Source organism: Bacillus sp. FSL M8-0166 (assembly GCF_038008825.1).
In the GTDB taxonomy this organism is placed as follows: domain Bacteria; phylum Bacillota; class Bacilli; order Bacillales; family Bacillaceae; genus Bacillus; species Bacillus safensis.
The window spans coordinates 1,007,623-1,027,531 of record NZ_JBBOZZ010000001.1 but is presented as its reverse complement, the minus strand read 5'-3'; the positions used below and the strand labels follow the sequence as shown (position 1 = coordinate 1,027,531).

Below are 19,909 nucleotides of genomic sequence, written 5' to 3'. Positions count from 1 at the left end.
GCCCACCTAAATGAAGGTGGGCTCTTAATGTTTGAAGTGCGGGATTTGAAAGGAAAATGCACCGTTTGGATGGTCGGAACATTTTTTAATTTTTATCGATATGATTCGGTTTTCATAATCTGTTTCAATGTCTTTGTCGTTTAGATAAAAAGGGAGCATCACGCTTTTTTCAATTGGCTGTTCGCCTTCACCGTTTGGTTTTTGTACTGTGTAAGTCATCGTCAGCTCATGTCCAGCGAAGGTCAGTTTTACATCAGTGATCGATAGGGTGGAGACATCGATTTCGATAATATAATCACGGCTTGTTTCATAAAGATCAATTGGGAGGTGCTCATCATACCAGGCAAATGGATCATCCATTAAAACATTGAGCCAATCGTCTATTTCAAGAAAATCAGAGGAACTCGATTGCTTTTCATTCTCCATAAACACTCCTCCATCACATCTCATAATAAATCATATGATGAAAACGGAAATGTGTGAAAGACCTAAAACATCCCGTTTGGTCACGGGATGAGAGGGGAATGTTTACATATCATGATGAGAATTGTGCTTTTGTCTTGTATGGTTGCGGTTTTTCACTTTTTTACTGCCTGATAATGGCTCAGGCTGTCCGCCTTGATGCTCCTTAGGAGAGTTTTGACGGATGTCTTTCCCTGTGTTTTTATTCGTCATGATTTTTAGCTCCTTCTTATTGATTCTTTTTGCGTTTTTTATTGTTTTGTCTTTGTTCTTCTGTTAAAACGAGTTGATCATCTTCCGTATAGCCTGCGCCATTACCCTGGCTTTTGGCTGCGTTCATGCCATTAATGACATGATTTGCTTTGCGTTTTGTCATGTTCTATCACCTCATTTGTAGTATGAGCCCGCCCCGCTTCGTTTATGAAGAGTAATCATTTCCTAATGATAAGTTAAACTTATTGAATTTAATAAAAGCATTGTTATTTACTTATGTATGAATTTGTTTTAAGATGAAATTGTGAGAAAATTGTGGTGAAATACGACGATTTTTCTGAGAATTGAAATTGATCTTGATCATCAAAAGGGGGATTTTGGACATGTCGAAACAGCAGCAAGTCGCTAAACAAGACGCTTTTCAATCTAGAAAAACGTTTTCGACAAATGGGAAAACGTATCACTATTATTCGTTAGAAGCACTAGAGAAACAAGGAATCGGAAATGTTTCTAAGCTGCCTTATTCCATTAAGGTACTTTTAGAATCAGTGCTTCGCCAAGTAGACGGTAGAGTGATCAAGAAGGAACACGTTGAAAACTTGGCAAAATGGGGAACTGCCGAGGTAAAAGAAATTGATGTTCCATTTAAACCTTCTCGTGTTATTTTACAAGACTTCACGGGTGTACCAGCCGTCGTTGACCTTGCTTCTTTAAGAAAAGCAATGGCAGATGTAGGCGGGGATCCGGATAAAATCAACCCTGAAATTCCAGTTGACCTTGTTATTGACCACTCAGTACAAGTTGATAAAGCTGGAACTGAAGATGCATTAAACATTAACATGGACTTAGAATTCGAACGTAACGCAGAGCGTTATAACTTCCTTAGCTGGGCAAAGAAAGCGTTTAATAACTATCAAGCTGTTCCGCCTGCAACAGGAATTGTTCACCAAGTGAACTTAGAGTATCTTGCAAGTGTTGTTCATGCGATTGAAGAAGATGGCGAGATCATCACTTACCCAGATACATTAGTTGGTACTGACTCTCATACAACGATGATTAACGGTATCGGTGTACTTGGATGGGGCGTTGGCGGTATCGAAGCGGAAGCTGGTATGCTTGGTCAGCCTTCATACTTCCCAGTACCAGAAGTTATTGGTGCTAAATTAGTTGGAGAGCTTCCAAACGGAACAACTGCAACTGACCTTGCATTAAAAGTCACACAAGTCCTTCGTGAAAAAGGCGTAGTTAACAAGTTCGTTGAGTTCTTCGGACCTGGTGTTGCACAACTGCCGTTAGCAGATCGTGCAACAATTGCGAACATGGCGCCAGAATACGGTGCAACTTGCGGATTCTTCCCAGTAGATGAAGAAGCGCTTGCTTACCTTCGCCTTACTGGACGTGATGAAGAGCAAATTAATATCGTTGAAGAATATTCTCGCGCAAATGGCTTATTCTATACGCCAGATGCAGAAGAGCCAATCTTTACTGATGTTGTGGAAATTGATCTTTCTCAAATTGAGTCAAACTTATCTGGTCCTAAACGTCCACAAGATTTGATTCCACTTTCTCAAATGAAAGAGACGTTCCATAAACACATCGAAAGCCCAGCTGGTAACCAAGGTTTTGGCTTAGATAAATCAGAACTTGATAAACAAATCGAATTTGATCTTTCAAACGGTGAAAAAGCTGTGATGAAGACAGGTGCGATTGCGATTGCAGCGATTACGAGCTGTACGAATACATCGAACCCATACGTTTTAATCGGAGCAGGTCTTGTTGCGAAGAAAGCAAGTGAGCTCGGTATGAAGGTGCCGAACTACGTGAAAACGTCACTAGCACCGGGTTCTAAAGTTGTAACAGGGTACTTGGTGAATTCAGGACTTCTTCCATATTTAAGAGACCTCGGATTTAACATTGTTGGCTATGGCTGTACAACATGTATCGGAAACTCAGGACCGCTTGCGCAAGAAATTGAGGATGCTGTCTCTGAAAATGATCTGCTGATCACTTCTGTTTTATCAGGTAACCGTAACTTTGAAGGTCGTATCCATCCGCTTGTGAAAGGGAACTACCTTGCATCTCCACCATTAGTTGTGGCTTATGCACTTGCTGGTACGGTGAATATTGATTTAACAAAAGATCCTATCGGTGTCGATAAAAATGGCGAGAACGTTTATTTCAATGACATTTGGCCATCAATGGATGAAATCAACAGCGTCGTTAAAAGCACTGTCACACCTGAGCTATTCCGTTCAGAGTATGAAACTGTATTTGACAACAATGATCGCTGGAATGAAATTAAAACGACGGATGATGCATTGTACAAATGGGATGAAAATTCCACATACATTGATAACCCGCCATTCTTTGAAAACCTATCAGTTGAACCTGGTAAAGTTGAACCGCTTAAAGGCTTGCGCGTCGTTGCGAAATTTGGTGACTCTGTCACAACTGACCACATTTCTCCTGCTGGAGCGATCGGTAAAGACACACCTGCGGGCAAATACTTGCAAGAAAGAGGCGTGTCGCCTAGAGACTTTAACTCATATGGATCTCGCCGCGGTAACCACCATGTCATGATGAGAGGTACTTTTGCAAACATCCGTATTAAGAACCAAATTGCACCAGGAACAGAAGGCGGATATACAACCTACTGGCCAACTGGTGAAGTGACATCCATTTATGATGCATGCATGCGTTATAAAGAAGATGGTACGGGTCTTGCGATCTTAGCAGGTAAAGACTACGGAATGGGTTCTTCACGTGACTGGGCTGCAAAAGGAACAAACCTTCTTGGAATTAAATTTGTTCTAGCTGAAAGCTTTGAGCGTATCCACAGAAGTAACCTTGTCTTCATGGGCGTACTTCCTCTGCAGTTTAAAGACGGAGAAAGTGCAGAAACTCATGGCCTAACAGGAACAGAAACATTTGAAGTTCATGTTGACGAAACAGTTCGTCCGCGTGATCTCGTCACTGTGAAAGCAATTGACACAGATGGAAATGAGAAAACGTTTGAAGTGGTGGTTCGCTTTGACAGTGAAGTCGAAATTGACTACTATCGTCATGGCGGTATCCTTCAAATGGTACTTCGCGAAAAATTGGCAAGCAACTAATTTACACCAAAGAAGAGAAGGCGATCTAACAGCTTTCTCTTCTTTTTTAAAATAGTGGAGGATCAATCATGTGGAAAAAAGGAATGGCAAGCGCTGTTTTACTTGTGTTGATTGGTTTACTTGCGTGGAATTTATTTGGGCCAAAAGAGCCCGCAATCGGTCTTGAAAAAGGGGATCAAGCCCCTGATTTTGAACTGAAAACCCTTGACGGCAAAACCACTTCGTTATCTGATTACCGAGGGAAAAAGGTGCTCGTCAATTTCTGGGCGACATGGTGTAAGCCGTGCAGGACGGAAATGCCGGATCTAGACGCGATTAGGAGCGAAAATGACCAAGTTGAAGTATTAGCGGTGAATTTGACGACCACTGAAAAGAGTGTGGATCATGTGGCAGCATTCACAAAAGAATTAAAGCTGAGCTTCCCTGTTTTATTGGACCAAAAAGGCATTCAAGCAAGATATCAGGTGCTTTCATACCCAACGACATACATATTAGATGAAAAAGGACGCATCATGTCTGTGAAGCATCAAATGTTGACAAAAAAAGAAATTGAAAAAGAGCTGGATCTATAATGATTCAGCTCTTTTGCTTATTTTCTAAATGTTTTGGCGAAAATGTAATCATACATATTTGGAGGTGAGTGGAATGAGAAGAAGAAAACGACGCACATTTGAAGAGCTTGTGCTTGAAAATAAAAAAGAATTATTAAGCAATGAGGAATTTTTAAACCAGCTTGAAGAAAAGTTGGAAGAGCGATTTAGACAAAAATAAGTTATGAATTATCCGTTTTCGTTCATCCTAAAGAAGAGGGAGGGATGAATGATGGGTAGAGAGCATGATAAACAAGCACAGTTTACACCAGACCATTTAGGGACGAAGCCTGTAGCATACAAACGGAATAAAGGTAAAAAGATGCATAATAAATCAAATGAACAGCCTGATGTGATTCAGACGAAGGGCGAATAAGGAGGGAATCGTGATGAATGACAAGTCATATCAATCCAATCCAGATGATCGTTCTGATAATGTTGAAAAGCTGCAAGATATGATCGAGAATACACTTGACAATATCGATGAATCTGAAGCAGCGATGTCCCTTTCGACAGAGCCAGAAAAGCAAATGATCAAACAAAAAAATGAAAACCGCAAAATGAGTATTGATGCGATGCGTTCTGAAATCAAGGACGAAGAAGCGGCAAGAAAGAATGGCTATACCGAATAAACCAGGGATTCCTGGTTTATTTTATTTCCTCTTTTAGAAGAACCATTTGGAATGTGGTAAAATGGCAAAGACAGACCTTAGGTTTTGATAGGAGAGCGATGAAAACGTGTATATATCAAAAAAAGAAATAGAAGTCCGTTATGCAGAAACAGATCAAATGGGCATCGTGTATCATGCCAATTATTTAGTCTGGATGGAAGTCGGCAGAACAGCATTGATTAAAGAATTAGGGTTTTCCTATGCGCAGCTAGAAGCAGACGGTGCTCTTGCACCTGTGATAGACTTGCAGGTTCAATATAAAAAACCATTGCTGTATGGTGAAACAGCAACCGTTCATACATGGATTGAAGAATACAATGGTCTCAAAACGGTGTATGGCTATGAAATTCAAAAACCTGATGGACAAACAGCGATTACAGGGACAACCGCGCATATTTGTGTAGATAAAGACACCTTTAGACCTATTCAATTTAGAAAAGCCTTTCCTGCCTGGCATAAAGTATATGAACAGTCGAAGAAGCAGGTTTAATTTATGGCTTTTGGTATTAAACGAAGCGATTTAAACGCTTGGAAAAGAGCTGTCCAGCAAGGAAAAGTTGCTTTTTTAACACACTACTGGCTCGATGACCGTTTTCCAAATGCCAATACTGTCACAAAAGCAGCCTGTCAGGATATGAAGCAGTTAGTTGAGTGGGGAGAAAGACATGGCCTAAAAAAAGAATGGATCCATGACCGCGCAGGGTTTCCTCACTTTGACTTGATCGGTGAGCCGCAAAAAAGAATTCTGCAAAAGGAACGGTCTTTAGGAAACATTCAGGAGTATGGGCTGTATATTGAAGTGTAAAACAAAAAAGATACCCGAGGGATGAGGTATCTTTTTTGTTTATTCATAATGAAATTCTGGTTCTTTCACGGACTCGTTATAATCAATATGCAGATCATGGTTGTCAAAGTACCAAATATCACTTTCCTCAATAAAGAAAGTAATACCTTCTATTTCAGCGGTTGCGCCGGCATTTTGAGGTTCATCTTTTGCGACGCCGAGAGAAAAGCCTTTTTGTACATTACTGCACCCGCCATATCTCACAAAAAAGCGAACTTGATCACCTTTTTCTAAATCTAATTCATCCTTGTACCAATTGAGTGCATCTTCTTTTATCGTTAATTTCAATGTGATCGCCCCTTTTTGAAGTCATGCTGTTTTTTAAAATGCAGGATGCAAAAACAGCTTTTCTTTACTTTTACCACATATTTAAATGGATGAAACGGCTAGAGCCATTTGATTTTCGGTTCAGTTTTGTTGAGAATTCGTTTGAGGTTGGCGATGTGTCTGTAGATCACAAAGCCAGCAAGAACGGCAACAACAATGATTAAGAATAGGTCTTTGGTGAATATGCTGTAAATGAATGTATAGATCCCAGTCAGCATAGATGATAGTGAAACATATTTACTAATGTATAAAAATAAGAAAAAAGCAGCGATCATCGTGATAAATAGGAACGGGGCATAAAATAGCAGCACACCGCCTGATGTAGCGACTGCTTTTCCCCCTTTAAATTTTGCAAAGACAGGAAAGCTGTGACCGATAACAGCAGCAACTCCTGCTAATAAGGGATGGATGTCCAGCTGCATGAAAAACGGTAAAGCTGAAGCAAGCGTCCCTTTTAGGATATCAGCAGTAATCACAATAGACCCTGCTTTTACGCCAAGTGTACGAAATGCATTCGTCGCACCTAGGTTTCCGCTGCCATGTTCACGGATATCGATTCCCTTTGCAGCTTTCCCGACAATGAGACCGGATGGAATACTGCCGAGAAGATAAGCCAAAATAAACATCAAAGCAATTAACATCTGCATAACTCCTTTATATTCTCCCTCTTGTCTTACATTTTAACATGATCTCGTGAAAAACATGGGGAACTTTTTTTGAAAAAATCGAAAGCAGATAGATTCAGCTTTGTTTTTAAGCAGAAATTCGCTAAAATAGAGGAAAAGGAGTGTCTTGATGAACAATCCTACGAAAGAAGAAATTGGCCGTATATTAAAGAGCAGTAAACGAATTGCTGTTGTTGGTTTATCAGATCAGCCGCACCGGACGTCTTATATGGTGTCTAAAGCGATGCAGGATGCCGGGTATGAAATCATTCCAGTGAACCCAACGATCGATGAAGCTCTCGGTGTGAAAGCAGTCGCTTCTTTAAAAGACATAAAAGAGCCTGTTGATATCGTCAATGTTTTTAGACGTTCAGAGTTTTTGCCAGAGGTGGCAGAAGAGTTTCTCGAAATAGACGCACCTGTTTTTTGGGCGCAGCAAGGCATATATCACGAAGAAGCGAAAAGGCTGATTGAGGAAAATGGCAAGATCGCCATCATGGATTTATGTATCAAGGTGGCTCATGCGATGACAAAAACTCATTAAATCGTCAAAAATCCTTGGTTTTTCAAGGATTTTTGCTTTTTTGTTGAAGAAATATATTTGCGATTCTAGAAGAAAGCGATAAAATAAGGCGACAGGGACATATCGGCGGCCTTGCATATCGAGAAAAAGAGCGATAAGATCAATATAGAACATTTGTTCTGTTTTGCTAAAACCATCATATGATTGCATTTGGCTTATGAAACAGTCTTGTTTATAATGGACTTCTAGTTCTGATTGCAGAATGTAGAATGATTCTCATAGCTGTGCAAAAGAGCATGTATTGGTGAATCACACATGCATGGTGATGATGCAGCTTATTAAAGTGGACAGTAATGGGCAGCATGATCATCATTAAAATCTAGAGAGATCATTTGATGATTAGCCGGTTATGTTTGTTAGTGAAAGGGGATTAAGCATTTGGTTAAAAAGCAGCAAGTAGATTATAACGATGATTCTATTCAGGTGCTAGAGGGACTTGAAGCGGTCCGTAAACGTCCAGGGATGTATATTGGATCTACGGATTCACGCGGTCTTCATCACCTTGTCTATGAGATTGTAGACAACTCTGTCGATGAAGTGCTCGCTGGCCATGGAGATCATATCATTGTCAAAATACATAAAGATAACAGCATTTCTGTCCAAGATAAAGGACGAGGAATGCCTACTGGTATGCATAAGCTTGGAAAACCGACACCTGAGATCATTTTAACGGTCCTTCACGCAGGCGGAAAATTTGGTCAAGGCGGATATAAAACAAGTGGTGGACTTCACGGAGTTGGGGCATCTGTTGTGAACGCGCTGTCAGAATGGCTCACTGTCACAATTGAACGTGACGGATTTATTTATCATCAGCGCTTTGAAAACGGCGGTAAACCTGTCACATCACTTGAAAAAGTCGGAAAATCGAAAAAAACGGGAACACTGATTCATTTTAAGCCGGACCCTACCATGTTCAGTGTCACGACCTATAATTTCGATACATTATCAGAGCGTTTAAGAGAATCTGCCTTTTTATTAAAAGGGTTAAAAATAGAGTTAATCGATGAACGGCATGATGTACAAGAAACGTTTTATTATGAGACAGGCATTGAAGCCTTTGTTGCTTATTTAAATGAAGAAAAAGATGTTCTAAGTGAAGTCGTCTCATTTGAAGGAGAGCATCAGTCCATCGAAGTAGATTTTGCTTTTCAATTTAACGATGGCTATTCGGAAAATATCCTTTCCTTCGTTAATAACGTCAGAACAAAAGATGGCGGAACACATGAGTCTGGTGCCAAAACGGCTATGACGAGAGCCTTTAACGAATATGCACGTAAAGTGGTTCTTTTAAAAGAAAAAGACAAAAATTTAGAAGGCACTGACATTCGTGAGGGACTGTCTGCTATTATTTCTGTCAGAATTCCTGAAGAGCTGCTTCAATTTGAAGGGCAGACAAAAGGAAAGCTTGGGACAAGTGAGGCTCGTTCAGCTGTTGATGCTGTTATTTCTGAAAAGCTTGCGTATTTCCTTGAAGAAAACCGGGAAACAGCCACTCTTCTTGTGAAAAAAGCGATTAAAGCGCAGCAGGCAAGAGAAGCTGCTAGAAAAGCCCGTGAAGAAGCGAGAAGCGGCAAGAAACGGAAAAAGTCTGAAGCAACGCTGAGCGGAAAATTAACACCTGCTCAATCTAGAAACCCGGCAAGAAACGAACTATACCTAGTAGAAGGTGACTCAGCGGGCGGGTCAGCAAAACAGGGGCGTGACCGTAAATTCCAAGCGGTGCTGCCGCTGCGCGGAAAGGTCATCAATACAGAAAAAGCAAAGCTTGCTGATATTTTCAAAAACGAAGAAATCAACACCATTATTCATGCAATCGGTGGAGGCGTCGGTGTCGATTTTAATGTAGAAGACATCAATTATGACAAAATCGTGATCATGACAGATGCGGATACGGACGGAGCGCATATTCAAGTGCTTCTCTTGACATTCTTCTACCGCTATATGAAACCGCTGATTGAGCATGGCAAAGTATTTATTGCACTCCCGCCTTTATATAAAGTCAGCAAAGGCTCAGGGAAAAAAGAAATCATTGAGTACGCATGGTCTGATGAAGAAATGGATGACGTATTGAAGAAAGTTGGAAAAGGGTACACGATTCAGCGCTACAAAGGGTTAGGTGAAATGAATGCCGACCAGCTATGGGAAACGACAATGAATCCAGAATCGAGAACACTTGTCAGGGTCAAAATTGATGATGCTGCACGTGTGGAACGCCGCGTCACAACTCTTATGGGGGACAAAGTAGAGCCACGCCGTAAATGGATTGAAAAAAACGTCGCCTTTGGACTTGATGAGGAAAGCAACATTCTTGAAAATGAAAACTTGTCGCTAGCTGAGGAGGTTTAAACATGGCACAACAAGAACGATTTCATGATTTACCATTAGAAGAAGTAATCGGCGACCGGTTTGGCCGCTATAGTAAATATATTATCCAAGACCGTGCACTTCCAGATGCACGTGATGGATTAAAACCTGTACAACGAAGAATTTTATATGCGATGTACGCAGAAGGAAATACGCAGGATAAAAACTTCCGTAAAGCCGCTAAAACAGTCGGTAATGTTATTGGTAACTATCATCCGCACGGAGACTCATCTGTTTATGAAGCGATGGTGAGAATGAGTCAGGAATGGAAAGTACGAAATGTGCTGATTGAGATGCACGGGAATAACGGGAGTATCGATGGAGATCCGCCTGCTGCCATGCGTTATACGGAAGCAAGGCTGTCTGCCATTGCTTCAGAGCTTTTAAAGGACTTAGACAAGGAAACAGTGGAATTCGTTGCAAACTTTGATGATACAAGCAAAGAGCCAGTTGTATTACCAGCGATGTTCCCAAACCTTCTCGTGAACGGATCAACAGGGATTTCAGCTGGTTATGCCACAGATATCCCGCCGCATCATCTTGGAGAGGTCATTGATGGTGTCATTAAACGAATTGAACAGCCGCATTGTACGGTTGAGGATTTAATGACGGTCATTAAGGGGCCGGATTTCCCAACAGGCGGTATCATCCAAGGTGTAGACGGTATTAAGAAGGCATATGAAACAGGAAAAGGGAAGATTATGATTCGCGGAAAAGCGGAGATTGAAACCATCCGCGGCGGACGCCAGCAAATCGTGATCACAGAAATTCCTTACGAAGTGAATAAAGCCAATCTTGTCAAAAAGATGGACGAGTTCCGAATTGAAAGAAAAGTAGAAGGCATTTCAGAGGTTCGAGATGAGACAGACCGTACTGGGCTTCGAATCGTAGTAGAGCTGAAAAAAGAAGCAGATGCAAATGGTGTGTTGAATTTCTTATATAAAAACTCAGATCTGCAAATCCCATATAACTTTAATATGGTGGCGATACATAATCGAAGACCGACTTTAATGACGCTTACCACTGTACTAGATGCATATATTGCCCATCAAAAAGAAGTGGTGACGAACCGTTCAGCGTACGAGCTTCGAAAAGCGAAGGAACGCCACCATATTGTCGACGGCTTAATTAAGGCACTTTCCATCTTAGATGAAGTCATTGCCACAATCCGCTCCTCTAATGATAAGCGAGATGCGAAAAACAACTTGATGGCGAAATATGACTTTACAGAAGCGCAATCAGAAGCGATTGTTTCACTCCAGTTATATCGTTTAACGAATACAGATATTACGCAATTAAGAGACGAAGCAAGAGAGCTTGATGTACGTATAGCAGAGCTTGAAGACATTTTAGGTAACGAGAAAAAGCTGCTAAAGGTCATTACAAACAGCTTGAAAAAGCTCAAAAAGACATATGCTGATGAGAGACGATCTGTCATTGAGGAAAAAATCGAAGAAATTAAGATTAACCTTGAAGTGATGATCGCATCAGAGGATGTATACGTTACAGTCACGAAAGATGGTTACATCAAACGGACAAGCCAGCGCTCCTATGCTGCCTCTAACGGTAAGGACTTTGGCATGAAGGATACAGACCGTTTGATCCATCAGTTTGAAATGAATACAACAGATGTTCTTCTGCTGTTTACGAATAAAGGAAGCTACATTTATTGTCCTGTTCATCAGCTGCCAGATATACGCTGGAAAGACATGGGGCAGCATATTACGAATATCATTTCGATTGATCGTGAGGAATCAATCCAAAAAGCCATTCCAATAAAAGAATTTGATGAAACGTCATATCTTCTATTCTTTACAAAAGGCGGAATGGTGAAGAAAACAGAGCTTCTTCAATATAAAGCGCAGCGTTATTCTAAACCGCTTGTCGCCTTGAACCTAAAAGGTGACGATGAACTCGTAGATGTCCATGTCACAACAGGACAGCAGGAATTGTTTATTGCAACGAAAAATGGTTACGGTTTGTGGTTTGATGAAGAAGAAGTAAGTGTTGTTGGTCCGAGAGCGGCTGGTGTCAAAGGAATCAATTTGAAGGAAGGGGACGAGGTAGTCTCTGGCCAGATCATTGATCCGAAGAACGATGTCCTTGTGCTCACGACACAAAGAGGGGCTGTAAAGCGAATGAACCTCTCTGAGTTTGATAAAACATCAAGAGCGAAACGCGGGGTTCTTATGCTAAGAGAATTAAAGAAAAACCCGCACCGTATTGTGGCTGTGATCGCTGCATCTCTGCACGATACACTTGAGATAGATACAGAAAAGGGTACAACAATTCCGCTTGAAATCTCTACTCTAAGAGCAAATGACCGCTATAGCAATGGATCATTTATTGTAGATGAGGAAGAGCAGGGAGAAGTGACTCATGTCCTTATGACGCCTGAACCTGCGCCAGATGACAATAAATAAGCAAACGAAAACCCCCTGCGACTGGCAGGGGGGTTCTTTTATATACGGGTCTTTTAGCTCTCGTGGTTGCCAAACATGCTTGAAATGGCGTGCACTACTTCAATTCCTTGGTAGACGAAAAGAGAAAGTGAAGTGACAGAGAATAGACCTAGAATGAAAACTCTTAAGAAAAATAACATCGTGTAAAACCTCCCAATTTTTGTTTTGATTTAGATGGTTGGGTTAAACACGAGCTAGTCGGAAATAAGAAGATTGATAGAACACTGCAAGTAAATGCTTCTTTTTCCGGTCAAATCGATCAGTATGAGTGATGCGTGCAAATCCAGCTGTCATACTGCCAATAATCAGCAGTGCTGTAAATGCGGCAAATACTGCGCTCACATGCTTTTGTTTCTTTTCATCGCCCATTGTCTGAACAATTTTCATTTCATGTGATTCTTGATCGGCAACCACCTTTGCATGATGGTATACCTGAACGGAATGAGGCATTGAGAACAAATGAAAACTTGCAAGTGCTATGAATAAGACACCTAATTTTAATAGCATATTTTTTTTCATTTTTCTCACCCCTTCCTTGTTATTTTCATGATCTTACCACGTTTTCAGTTATTTGAAAAGTCTTATTTTTTTACTTTCCCTCTTTAAAAAAGCGATAAACATCAGGACATCTATAGGACTGTTTCACTTCATGAAAGGTTTCAATTTAATTTTTTAAATTTAAAAAAAGTGCCATGATCAAGGATCAGACACGTTTAGTGAGCTTGTAATGCATGTGGTTTTGCTACAGCTTTTGTAAAGATTCCTGCAATACATATGGCAAATAGAACAAAGATAAAGGCATGAAGCAGTCCTACTTGATTGGCAAGGAGCCCTAATATAGGAGGGCCGGCAAGGGAAGCTGTGTAACCAGATAAGGTCACAATACTGACGCGTTTGACAGCGTACCGGCTATCATCGCCAGCTGCAGAAATGGTCAGCGGGAAGCCTAAAGATGCGCCAAGTCCCCATAAAAAGATCGATATCATACATACAACAAGTGAAATCTTCAAAATGACTAAGAATAGGCCGGCAGCAGCTGATAAAATCGCAACTCTTAGCAATAACACTCTTCCAAAGCGATCGATCAAACGTCCGCTGATCAGTCTGCCGCTAATCATGCCGCACAAAAACAAAGCATAGATGACCGTACTCATAGAATGTGAAACTTGGTAGCCATCCACCATTGCAAGTGGAATCCAATCATTGGCAGAGCCTTCGACAAACGCAAGACATAAGGCGATCATCGCAAGAGAAATCGTTCGTTTGTTCAGCCATGCCGTTTGAGTAGACTCAACTGTATCGGACTGCTTCTCATGCTGATCCTTTCCTGTCCCATGCGGAATAAACCGTGTACAAATCAATATGCTGAGAAAAAGCAGAAGGGCGATAACGAGAAGGTGTATCAATACAGAAACCCCTAAATGGATAAAAAGAATACCAGCACCTGCTCCAATTAAAGTCCCAATGCTAAAGGAAGCGTGCAATATAGGCAGAATGGTTTTCTTGATGCTGTACTCAATCTCTGTTCCTTCTAAGTTCATCGCCACATTGCACATGCCAGAACCTGCTCCAAAAAGAAAAAGACCAGAAGTGACGACAAAAATAGAAGAGACGGTTGAACCAATGGCAAGAGTAGTGAATCCAAGGAACATCAAAAAAGCACTGATCACAATCGCTACTCGGCCGCCTTTTTTGCGGACGTATACATTTGAAAGGACAAGCCCAACAATTGAGCCAACAGATAAACCGAGTAAAATAAGTCCCATTGTTCCTGTGTTTGCTTGTAATAAATCTCTGACTTCCGGTGTCCGTGAAAACCATGTTGAGATGGAGATTCCAGACATCGTAAAGATCACAATAATTGCTTTATACCACTTTAATTCCATCTAATCCCTCACATTTAAAAATGTATATGTTATTGAACAAATCTACTCGATTATAAATGAGACTTGCTGATTCGTAAATAACAGGAGGGAGGAACATAATGAAAAATGTGAGCCAAAAGAAATTTCTTTTGGTGAGAGGTGAAATTGATGGATACAAATTGAGATTGATGAGCATTTTTGTAAATGTACTGTTAGATGAACGTTTTGACATTAGAACGTGAAAAAAGCATTGAATTTGGCAAACAGTCGCAATCGAATATCAACTGCCGCAATAATGAACGATTGACAGCAATGCTCATGGCATCTGGCGCTGTTGTGATAAAACGTTGCAGCGAAATGTTTATGGCGGTGAAATCGTGCGAATATCATAAAAGCATTTAGATGAATCAATTAAATTGATTTTTTCTTTATTATCTCAATAAGATAAGTATACTTGGTTTTGAGACAAAAGGAATTCGTTTGTTGTTCAACTTCCTAGAATATATATTATGTAAACTAAGACATGAGAATACATATTTGAGTGCATTTACTTCATTTGTACATCGATATTTAATTTCACAACCTCTACCACCTTCTCAATAAATTAGATCGGTCGTAAAGGTTGTGCCTTTCTGCTACAGTAAATTAAATACTTTGGGATATTTCGTTTAAAAATACTTTCCTCTTTTCATCTGTTGTTAAGTTAACTCCCGAAAAATGAATCCATTTGGTGTCTTCATTTTTAATTCCCAAGTCAGCAAGAGTTCTGTTAATAAAAACGCTTTGAATCGCATTCCCACCTTCAGATTCTATATAATCCTTATCTGTTGTAGATGTTGAGATCACGGTTGTTTTTTTTATATTTGTCAATAAGCCCTTCAAAGCACCAGTATTTTTATCTTCCAAGAATGCGAAACCACTTAACATCACTTTATCAATAAATCCTTTTAAAATTGCAGGTAAATCCCACCACCAGACAGGAAATATAAATATTAATTCAGTTGACTGACTTAATTTCTTTTGATAATCCTTAACTAATTGATAAGGCGTTTCTCCTTTATGAAAATACTTCAATTCTTCAGCTGAAAAAACGGGATTAAACCCATCTTTATATAAATCGATCACTTGAAATGGTTCTCTCTTTGTTTCTAGATTTTCTGTAATGGAAGTCAAAATGGCATGATTATAGCTTCCATCCCAAGGATGTGCATAGACAATCGTTTTCATGATTCGTTCACCCTTTTTTGTTATTTTCATCATATTTTGATGTACATTCATTTTATTGTATGCTATAACGTACTACAAGTACGGTAATTAAAGTGCGATACTAACCTAAAGGAGAGTGTAAAATGACTAAAGAATACTTTATAGCTAATGTTGATCTAAAAGAAACTGGATTTGGGTACACTTTATCATTAATTGGTGGGAAATATAAGATGACGGTACTGTATGCTTTATATACAAACAATGCTCCTATTCGCTATAATCAGTTGAAACGAATGCTTGGGGCTATCTCTTTTAAAACATTAACCAATACACTAAAAGAACTTGAAGCAGATCAGTTAATTAATCGTAAAGAATATCCTCAAGTGCCTCCAAAAGTAGAATATAGTTTATCGGAAAAGGGATTATCATTGATACCTGTATTAGATGCGATTTGCTATTGGGGGGAAGAACAAATGAAAAATAGTTAGTTAGACTGGGAAGAAAGTTAAAATTGTTTGTTTAAAAATGTTTTCTCAGTAGCTTTTTCTCTCGAATTCATGATATTCACCACTTTATTCTACGCAATGAAATAGTTGAATGAAATTGTGCTTTTTGGCAAAAGGGATTGTACATTCAGGCAAGAAAAAGAGCATCTCTCTTGAGATACTCTTAGAACGATGATGAAATAGCTGTTTATTGATAAATCCCATGGAATATTAAGTTATCTATCTCTTCTCTTATTTTTTGTTTGGGTTATGCTGCAAATAAACAACATGAGTTTGTAAAAATTCTTCTAAACCATGTTTACCATCTGCTCCGCCAATTCCAGATTTCTTACGACCTGCATGGAATCCCTGAATGGCTTCAAAGTTTTCACGGTTAATGTACGTTTCTCCAAATAGTAACTCATTTGCAGCGCGCATCGCTGTATCTAAATTCTGTGTAAAGATAGATGATGTTAATCCATATTGGCAATCATTCGCAAGCTCAATTGCTTCATCTAAATCTTTAAACGTCATAATCGGGAGAACCGGTCCAAATACTTCTTCCTGTACAATTTCTGAATCTTGTTTTACATTCACAAGGACAGTTGGTTCATAGTAATATCCAGGTGTCACATCTGCACGTTTTCCACCAGTTAACACTTGGGCCCCTTCTTCAACAGCTCGGTTTACCATCGCTTCAATTGATTCTATTGCTTGCTTATTTGTAAGTGGTCCCATATCTAAACCTTCATCTTCGAGAGGATTGCCATATTTCACATTTTTCATTGATGTGACAATTTTTTTGATAAATGTATCGGCGATACTTTCATGAACATACACGCGTTCAGCACAGTTACATACTTGTCCCGTATTAATGATACGTGAGTCGACAATTGCTTTCACGGCTAAATCAATGTCTGCATCTTCTGCTACAATAGCTGGTGCTTTACCGCCAAGCTCTAGACTGACTTTTGTTACATTTTGAGCTGCAGCTTTCATGACACTTACACCTGCATTCACACTCCCCGTTAAACTGACTAAACCAATCTTTTCATTTGAAGCAAGTTCGTCTCCAACTGTACCTCCGCGCCCTGTTACAAGATTGAATACCCCTTTTGGAATACCCACTTTATCTACTAATTTCGCAAATTCAATTGCATTATTTGGCGTATCACTACTAGGTTTAATGACAATGGTATTCCCTGTTACCAATGCAGGCGCAGCCTTTCTCGCTACAAGGAAGAATGGGAAATTCCATGGTAAAAATCCAGCTACAACCCCGATTGGCTCTTTAAAGATCATTATATTTTCATTTGGTCTGTCACTTTGAAGAATTTCCCCTTCGTACGTTCTTGCTGAACCTGCCATATAATCAATGTAGTCAGCAGTAAAATCAACTTCTGTAGTAGAGAGAGCAAGTACTTTTCCTTGTTCTTCTGAGATGACACGTGCAAGAAAATCTCTATTGTTTCGAATTTCTTCAGCTAAACGTGTTAAATACTTTGCACGCTCAGCAGCCGGTTTCTTTTTCCATTCTTTTTGTGCAACTTCTGCAAACTCAATCGCTTCTTGAACCTCTACTTTAGAACAACTTGGCACTTCTGAAATCACATTTTCAGTTGCCGGATTTAACACCTGTATCACTTCGCCCGAGCTAGCATTTACAAATTCTCCATTAATGTACATTTGAAATTGTTTAACATTAGTTTGTGAGTTCATTTACTGAAACCTCCTAATATTGAATTGTAGTAAAGACTATTTTTATAGATTTAAAACTCCTTGTCTTGGCACAACACCAAATGCATCTGCCAAGTCTTGAAGCTGTTGATCTGTAATGGTTTGTTTCACGCTTCCTTGTGCACACACAACTGTGTATACTTCCGCAGCTTTTTCAGCTGTTTCAATTAACCCAAATGTTTCATCCATTGTTGTTCCAGCACCAAAAATTCCGTGGTGCGGCCAAATAACTGAACGAACATCTTTCATTTTTGCAGCTGTAGCTTCTCCAATTGAATCAGTTCCTGGAACCATCCATGGAATAATACCAATTCCTTCTGGGAATACAACAATGCATTCGGTACACATCTGCCATAAAGTTTTTGTAAATGCTACTTCATCCAAGCTGTGTGTGAATGTCATACCAATAAGGTTTGTTGCATGACAGTGCATGATCACACGATGGTTTGGATCTGCTTTTAATCTTTCAATATGGCTCATTAAATGTGATGGAAGCTCACTTGTTGGAACGCTTCCCTCTTCTAATCCCCATAAAATATCAAGCGATTTACCATCTTCAGTTATACGTATAATACCAAGGTTAGCGGCTGGATCATCTATTACATTTTTAAAATATTTCCCCGAACCCGTCACAATAAAATATTTCCCTGCTAACTCAGCACCATCAAAAATCATCGGCACCGTTCGTTTTACATCATTAACGTCAAGGTACTCTGCTACTTCGTCCTTTTTTAATAAATAACTAATATTCCCGCCATTTCGTTCATCCCAACCTAAGCGATATAGGTTTGCTGTCGTTTTTGTCATTTCTTGAAGGAAAGGTGCTTTTAGTATATCTTTCTTTGTCAGAAGGTCTTTCATCTCCATCTTCTCCCTTGTATTCATTTTTATCTTTTTATTTTGGTTTTCATTGATATATCTTTCTAAATAAAAATTTTTCTTTCGATAAACTAATGCAAAAGCGTTTACATCCTCATATTACTTTGAGAAACACATTAAGTCAACATAAACAAACATTTTATCTTTGTTTATGTTTGTTTTGATTGTGGTATAAGTGGTTATTTTATGATTGATAAAATGCTGTTTCATTCGTGTTAAATACTATACCTTGCTGCTGTTTAAGATCATTTTTTTGAAGTTATAAGTATGTTATGATAAAAACAAACAAAAATAAAAACAAAACAACAACCTTATAGGCAATTTTGTGATTTTTTCTTTTATTCATATTTAAAAGCGAAAGGAAGTTACACATGTTATTAGCTGAAAGGCATCAAAAAATAGTAGATTTAGTTAATTTACGATCCAGCATTCGTGTTTCAGAATTAAGCGAAATTTTTTCTGTGACAGATGAAACGATTCGCCGTGATCTTGAAAAATTAGAGAAAGAAAATAAGTTGCGACGAAGCCATGGCGGAGCAGTTAGTATTGAGGAAAAAGAATCAGAAGTTGATTTTTCAGAGCGAGAAATTACGAATGTGTTAGAAAAGAAAGTGATTGCACGTGAAGCTGTGAAGCAAGTTGAAGAAGGTGACCGTATTATCCTTGACGCAAGTACCACTGCATGGTACATGTCAAAAATCCTTCCGAATATTCCTTTGACTGTTATCACCAACTCCATTAAGGTTGCCATAGAATTAAGTAAGAAAGAAAAAATTCAGGTGATCTCAACAGGAGGTCTCCTTCTTCCTAAATCGTTGTCTTACGTAGGACCTCTAGCAGAGCGCTCACTGGAAAATTATCATGTGAATAAAGTGTTCTTATCTTGTAAGGGTATTGACTTAAATAGCGGCTTAAGTGATTCAAATGAGTGGCAGGCTCTTTTAAAAAGAAAAATGATTGAGCGGTCACATGAAACCATTTTAATGGTCGACTCTAGTAAATTTGGATACCGTGAATTTTCTCATATCTCTTCATTAAGTGTTATTAGCCACATTATAGTTGACGATAAACTAAGCAATGATGCACATGCCATTTTACGTGATAAAAATATTAATGTTACTTCTGTAGCCTTGATGAGTGAATCTGCTTCATAGTCAATTCAAATAGAAGATTAAGGTCTCCCCTTTTCTGTATATATACATGTTCAAGACAAACCTATATAGGTTTGTCTTTTTCTATGTCCACAATTTTATCTTGCTTTATTTATGATGAATCACTCTCATAATCAACATTAACAAAAACTAATAATAAAAAAATGTTGTTTTATTTTTGTTTTTATAATAATATGACCATATAAACAAAGAGAAATAAAGAATTTGCAGAAACTAGGGGAAAAAGTCACTTTATTGTGAAGATTAAAACGCTTTTTTGCAAACGCTTTCT

The 19,909-nt window shown here is 39.1% G+C and carries 25 protein-coding genes; 14 read left to right on the top strand and 11 right to left on the bottom strand.

Going from position 1 to position 19,909, the window contains the following annotated elements:
- Nucleotides 1-24 precede the first annotated feature (24 nt).
- The 3 genes from NSS92_RS05605 to sspO form a co-directional block, all read right to left on the bottom strand.
- Nucleotides 25-426, bottom strand: coding sequence for an Hsp20/alpha crystallin family protein (locus tag NSS92_RS05605; protein WP_340867109.1), 402 nt, complete (start codon nucleotides 424-426; stop codon nucleotides 25-27).
- 102 nt (nucleotides 427-528) lie between these two features.
- A complete protein-coding gene (locus NSS92_RS05600) occupies nucleotides 529-675 on the bottom strand; it encodes a small acid-soluble spore protein P (protein ID WP_003211331.1) in 147 nt (48 codons plus the stop codon).
- A gap of 16 nt (nucleotides 676-691) precedes the next feature.
- Nucleotides 692-838 carry a small acid-soluble spore protein O gene (sspO, locus tag NSS92_RS05595; RefSeq protein WP_034283440.1) on the bottom strand — a complete coding sequence of 49 codons (147 nt, stop codon included), beginning with the start codon at nucleotides 836-838 and terminating at the stop codon, nucleotides 692-694.
- A 220-nt stretch (nucleotides 839-1,058) separates the two neighbouring features.
- On the opposite strand from sspO, the gene acnA reads away from it, so the two are divergent.
- The 7 genes from acnA (at nucleotide 1,059) to NSS92_RS05560 (ending at nucleotide 5,854) form a co-directional block, all read left to right on the top strand.
- Entirely contained in the window at nucleotides 1,059-3,788 is a 2,730-nt protein-coding gene (acnA, locus tag NSS92_RS05590) for an aconitate hydratase AcnA (RefSeq protein WP_095408614.1), read from the top strand.
- Nucleotides 3,789-3,856: 68 nt separating this feature from the next.
- Nucleotides 3,857-4,360 carry a TlpA family protein disulfide reductase gene (locus tag NSS92_RS05585; RefSeq protein ID WP_340867108.1) on the top strand — a complete coding sequence of 168 codons (504 nt, stop codon included), beginning with the start codon at nucleotides 3,857-3,859 and terminating at the stop codon, nucleotides 4,358-4,360.
- Nucleotides 4,361-4,433: 73 nt separating this feature from the next.
- On the top strand, nucleotides 4,434-4,559 hold the full coding sequence (locus NSS92_RS05580) for an FbpB family small basic protein (protein ID WP_003211002.1): 126 nt from the start codon (nucleotides 4,434-4,436) through the stop codon (nucleotides 4,557-4,559).
- A gap of 51 nt (nucleotides 4,560-4,610) precedes the next feature.
- On the top strand, nucleotides 4,611-4,754 hold the full coding sequence (locus NSS92_RS05575) for an acid-soluble spore protein N (protein WP_008357830.1): 144 nt from the start codon (nucleotides 4,611-4,613) through the stop codon (nucleotides 4,752-4,754).
- Between the two features lie 13 nt (nucleotides 4,755-4,767).
- Complete coding sequence (tlp, locus tag NSS92_RS05570; protein WP_267586373.1) at nucleotides 4,768-5,010, top strand: small acid-soluble spore protein Tlp; 243 nt, start codon at nucleotides 4,768-4,770, stop codon at nucleotides 5,008-5,010.
- Nucleotides 5,011-5,116: 106 nt separating this feature from the next.
- Nucleotides 5,117-5,539, top strand: coding sequence for an acyl-CoA thioesterase (locus NSS92_RS05565; protein ID WP_249857255.1), 423 nt, complete (start codon nucleotides 5,117-5,119; stop codon nucleotides 5,537-5,539).
- A 3-nt stretch (nucleotides 5,540-5,542) separates the two neighbouring features.
- Nucleotides 5,543-5,854, top strand: coding sequence for a hypothetical protein (locus tag NSS92_RS05560; RefSeq protein WP_340867107.1), 312 nt, complete (start codon nucleotides 5,543-5,545; stop codon nucleotides 5,852-5,854).
- Between the two features lie 39 nt (nucleotides 5,855-5,893).
- Here the strand turns inward: NSS92_RS05560 and NSS92_RS05555 are convergent, their stop codons facing one another.
- Together NSS92_RS05555 and plsY are read right to left on the bottom strand one after the other, a co-directional pair.
- Nucleotides 5,894-6,181: a HesB/YadR/YfhF family protein gene (locus tag NSS92_RS05555; RefSeq protein ID WP_024425145.1), complete on the bottom strand. Its 288-nt coding sequence runs from the start codon at nucleotides 6,179-6,181 to the stop codon at nucleotides 5,894-5,896.
- 98 nt (nucleotides 6,182-6,279) lie between these two features.
- Nucleotides 6,280-6,861: a glycerol-3-phosphate 1-O-acyltransferase PlsY gene (gene plsY / locus NSS92_RS05550; protein ID WP_024425146.1), complete on the bottom strand. Its 582-nt coding sequence runs from the start codon at nucleotides 6,859-6,861 to the stop codon at nucleotides 6,280-6,282.
- Nucleotides 6,862-7,015: 154 nt separating this feature from the next.
- Between plsY and NSS92_RS05545 the strand changes: the two genes are divergently transcribed.
- The 3 genes from NSS92_RS05545 (at nucleotide 7,016) to parC (ending at nucleotide 12,255) form a co-directional block, all read left to right on the top strand.
- A complete protein-coding gene (locus NSS92_RS05545) occupies nucleotides 7,016-7,429 on the top strand; it encodes a CoA-binding protein (RefSeq protein WP_267586377.1) in 414 nt (137 codons plus the stop codon).
- A gap of 417 nt (nucleotides 7,430-7,846) precedes the next feature.
- Nucleotides 7,847-9,814 (top strand): DNA topoisomerase IV subunit B, encoded by a 1,968-nt coding sequence (gene parE / locus NSS92_RS05540; RefSeq protein WP_267586378.1) that lies wholly within the window; start codon nucleotides 7,847-7,849, stop codon nucleotides 9,812-9,814.
- A 2-nt stretch (nucleotides 9,815-9,816) separates the two neighbouring features.
- The gene (parC, locus tag NSS92_RS05535; protein WP_267586379.1) at nucleotides 9,817-12,255 is read left to right on the top strand and encodes a DNA topoisomerase IV subunit A; all 2,439 of its coding nucleotides are present in this window, start codon (nucleotides 9,817-9,819) and stop codon (nucleotides 12,253-12,255) included.
- A 53-nt stretch (nucleotides 12,256-12,308) separates the two neighbouring features.
- On the opposite strand, the gene NSS92_RS05530 is transcribed toward parC, so the two are convergent.
- From NSS92_RS05530 to NSS92_RS05520, 3 genes are all read right to left on the bottom strand, one after another.
- Nucleotides 12,309-12,434 (bottom strand): hypothetical protein, encoded by a 126-nt coding sequence (locus NSS92_RS05530; RefSeq protein ID WP_260601818.1) that lies wholly within the window; start codon nucleotides 12,432-12,434, stop codon nucleotides 12,309-12,311.
- Between the two features lie 43 nt (nucleotides 12,435-12,477).
- Nucleotides 12,478-12,813 (bottom strand): hypothetical protein, encoded by a 336-nt coding sequence (locus NSS92_RS05525; RefSeq protein ID WP_340867106.1) that lies wholly within the window; start codon nucleotides 12,811-12,813, stop codon nucleotides 12,478-12,480.
- A gap of 194 nt (nucleotides 12,814-13,007) precedes the next feature.
- Entirely contained in the window at nucleotides 13,008-14,180 is a 1,173-nt protein-coding gene (locus NSS92_RS05520) for an MFS transporter (protein WP_340867105.1), read from the bottom strand.
- A 98-nt stretch (nucleotides 14,181-14,278) separates the two neighbouring features.
- On the opposite strand from NSS92_RS05520, the gene NSS92_RS05515 reads away from it, so the two are divergent.
- On the top strand, nucleotides 14,279-14,401 hold the full coding sequence (locus NSS92_RS05515; RefSeq protein WP_340867104.1) for a hypothetical protein: 123 nt from the start codon (nucleotides 14,279-14,281) through the stop codon (nucleotides 14,399-14,401).
- Nucleotides 14,385-14,561, top strand: a complete 177-nt coding sequence (locus NSS92_RS05510; RefSeq protein ID WP_340867103.1) for a hypothetical protein — start codon at nucleotides 14,385-14,387, stop codon at nucleotides 14,559-14,561. The genes NSS92_RS05515 and NSS92_RS05510 overlap by 17 nt, the downstream gene beginning before the upstream one ends.
- Nucleotides 14,562-14,804: 243 nt before the next feature.
- Here the strand turns inward: NSS92_RS05510 and NSS92_RS05505 are convergent, their stop codons facing one another.
- Nucleotides 14,805-15,386 (bottom strand): NAD(P)H-dependent oxidoreductase, encoded by a 582-nt coding sequence (locus NSS92_RS05505; protein WP_340867102.1) that lies wholly within the window; start codon nucleotides 15,384-15,386, stop codon nucleotides 14,805-14,807.
- Between the two features lie 122 nt (nucleotides 15,387-15,508).
- Here NSS92_RS05505 and NSS92_RS05500 point away from each other — a divergent pair, with 122 nt between their 5' ends.
- Nucleotides 15,509-15,853, top strand: coding sequence for a winged helix-turn-helix transcriptional regulator (locus tag NSS92_RS05500; RefSeq protein WP_340867101.1), 345 nt, complete (start codon nucleotides 15,509-15,511; stop codon nucleotides 15,851-15,853).
- Between the two features lie 249 nt (nucleotides 15,854-16,102).
- On the opposite strand, the gene aldA is transcribed toward NSS92_RS05500, so the two are convergent.
- Complete coding sequence (aldA, locus tag NSS92_RS05495) at nucleotides 16,103-17,569, bottom strand: aldehyde dehydrogenase (protein ID WP_340867100.1); 1,467 nt, start codon at nucleotides 17,567-17,569, stop codon at nucleotides 16,103-16,105.
- Nucleotides 17,570-17,611: 42 nt separating this feature from the next.
- Nucleotides 17,612-18,448, bottom strand: coding sequence for a rhamnulose-1-phosphate aldolase (gene rhaD, locus NSS92_RS05490; RefSeq protein ID WP_340867099.1), 837 nt, complete (start codon nucleotides 18,446-18,448; stop codon nucleotides 17,612-17,614).
- A gap of 389 nt (nucleotides 18,449-18,837) precedes the next feature.
- On the opposite strand from rhaD, the gene NSS92_RS05485 reads away from it, so the two are divergent.
- Nucleotides 18,838-19,620, top strand: coding sequence for a DeoR/GlpR family DNA-binding transcription regulator (locus tag NSS92_RS05485; protein ID WP_340867098.1), 783 nt, complete (start codon nucleotides 18,838-18,840; stop codon nucleotides 19,618-19,620).
- Nucleotides 19,621-19,909: the final 289 nt, after the last annotated feature.

What these genes read in the sequence shown, in the direction of transcription:
- plsY (WP_024425146.1), bottom strand. Translation starts at nt 6,861, where the DNA reads ATGTTAATTGCTTTGATGTTTATTTTGGCTTATCTTCTCGGCAGTATT.
- NSS92_RS05545 (WP_267586377.1), top strand. Translation starts at nt 7,016, where the DNA reads ATGAACAATCCTACGAAAGAAGAAATTGGCCGTATATTAAAGAGCAGT.
- NSS92_RS05560 (WP_340867107.1), top strand. Translation starts at nt 5,543, where the DNA reads ATGGCTTTTGGTATTAAACGAAGCGATTTAAACGCTTGGAAAAGAGCT.
- NSS92_RS05505 (WP_340867102.1), bottom strand. Translation starts at nt 15,386, where the DNA reads ATGAAAACGATTGTCTATGCACATCCTTGGGATGGAAGCTATAATCAT.
- sspO (WP_034283440.1), bottom strand. Translation starts at nt 838, where the DNA reads ATGACAAAACGCAAAGCAAATCATGTCATTAATGGCATGAACGCAGCC.
- aldA (WP_340867100.1), bottom strand. Translation starts at nt 17,569, where the DNA reads ATGAACTCACAAACTAATGTTAAACAATTTCAAATGTACATTAATGGA.
- NSS92_RS05515 (WP_340867104.1), top strand. Translation starts at nt 14,279, where the DNA reads ATGAAAAATGTGAGCCAAAAGAAATTTCTTTTGGTGAGAGGTGAAATT.
- NSS92_RS05525 (WP_340867106.1), bottom strand. Translation starts at nt 12,813, where the DNA reads ATGAAAAAAAATATGCTATTAAAATTAGGTGTCTTATTCATAGCACTT.
- parC (WP_267586379.1), top strand. Translation starts at nt 9,817, where the DNA reads ATGGCACAACAAGAACGATTTCATGATTTACCATTAGAAGAAGTAATC.
- rhaD (WP_340867099.1), bottom strand. Translation starts at nt 18,448, where the DNA reads ATGAAAGACCTTCTGACAAAGAAAGATATACTAAAAGCACCTTTCCTT.
- NSS92_RS05585 (WP_340867108.1), top strand. Translation starts at nt 3,857, where the DNA reads ATGTGGAAAAAAGGAATGGCAAGCGCTGTTTTACTTGTGTTGATTGGT.
- acnA (WP_095408614.1), top strand. Translation starts at nt 1,059, where the DNA reads ATGTCGAAACAGCAGCAAGTCGCTAAACAAGACGCTTTTCAATCTAGA.
- NSS92_RS05605 (WP_340867109.1), bottom strand. Translation starts at nt 426, where the DNA reads ATGGAGAATGAAAAGCAATCGAGTTCCTCTGATTTTCTTGAAATAGAC.
- NSS92_RS05575 (WP_008357830.1), top strand. Translation starts at nt 4,611, where the DNA reads ATGGGTAGAGAGCATGATAAACAAGCACAGTTTACACCAGACCATTTA.
- NSS92_RS05485 (WP_340867098.1), top strand. Translation starts at nt 18,838, where the DNA reads ATGTTATTAGCTGAAAGGCATCAAAAAATAGTAGATTTAGTTAATTTA.
- NSS92_RS05500 (WP_340867101.1), top strand. Translation starts at nt 15,509, where the DNA reads ATGACTAAAGAATACTTTATAGCTAATGTTGATCTAAAAGAAACTGGA.
- tlp (WP_267586373.1), top strand. Translation starts at nt 4,768, where the DNA reads ATGAATGACAAGTCATATCAATCCAATCCAGATGATCGTTCTGATAAT.
- NSS92_RS05520 (WP_340867105.1), bottom strand. Translation starts at nt 14,180, where the DNA reads ATGGAATTAAAGTGGTATAAAGCAATTATTGTGATCTTTACGATGTCT.
- NSS92_RS05530 (WP_260601818.1), bottom strand. Translation starts at nt 12,434, where the DNA reads ATGTTATTTTTCTTAAGAGTTTTCATTCTAGGTCTATTCTCTGTCACT.
- NSS92_RS05580 (WP_003211002.1), top strand. Translation starts at nt 4,434, where the DNA reads ATGAGAAGAAGAAAACGACGCACATTTGAAGAGCTTGTGCTTGAAAAT.
- NSS92_RS05600 (WP_003211331.1), bottom strand. Translation starts at nt 675, where the DNA reads ATGACGAATAAAAACACAGGGAAAGACATCCGTCAAAACTCTCCTAAG.